The organism is Microvirga sp. HBU67558 (assembly GCF_018069605.1).
GTDB classification, from domain to species: Bacteria; Pseudomonadota; Alphaproteobacteria; order Rhizobiales; family Beijerinckiaceae; genus Microvirga; species Microvirga terrae.
This window is the reverse complement of record NZ_JAGPUP010000152.1, coordinates 1-351: the sequence shown is the minus strand read 5'-3', so window position 1 is coordinate 351 and position 351 is coordinate 1. Positions and strand designations below refer to the sequence as shown.

Here is a 351-nt window from a genome sequence, read left to right as displayed (position 1 = left end):
TTATTGAGCCGGCGCTCATTGTCTTGAAAGGATCATGGATGGCTCCAGCTTCATCAGCATGAAGCACGTGGACATGCGCAAGCTGCCGGCGGCGGCTCAAGAGGAGCGCCGGCGGCAAGTCGTTGGGCTCCGGGAGCGCGGGCTGACTTACCGGGCGATTGCGGCCCAGGTTGGGCTGTCGCCAACCGGGGTCTTCGACATCTGCCAGCGGTTTGCGGCCGAGGGCGCGCAGGGGCTGGTGAGCAAGCCACGCGGGCGCAAGCCGGATGAGCAACGGCTGCTGGATGCCGCCCAGGAGGCCGAGATTCAGCGCCTGATCTGCCGGCACACCCCGGACGAACTGGACCTGCC

Annotated in this window: 1 protein-coding gene; it reads left to right on the top strand. The window is 66.7% G+C overall.

The genetic code is table 11. From position 1 onward, the window contains the following. Nucleotides 1-34 precede the first annotated feature (34 nt). A partial coding sequence (locus tag KBI52_RS00610; protein WP_247654081.1) for a helix-turn-helix domain-containing protein occupies nt 35-351 on the top strand: 317 nt, incomplete at its 3' end.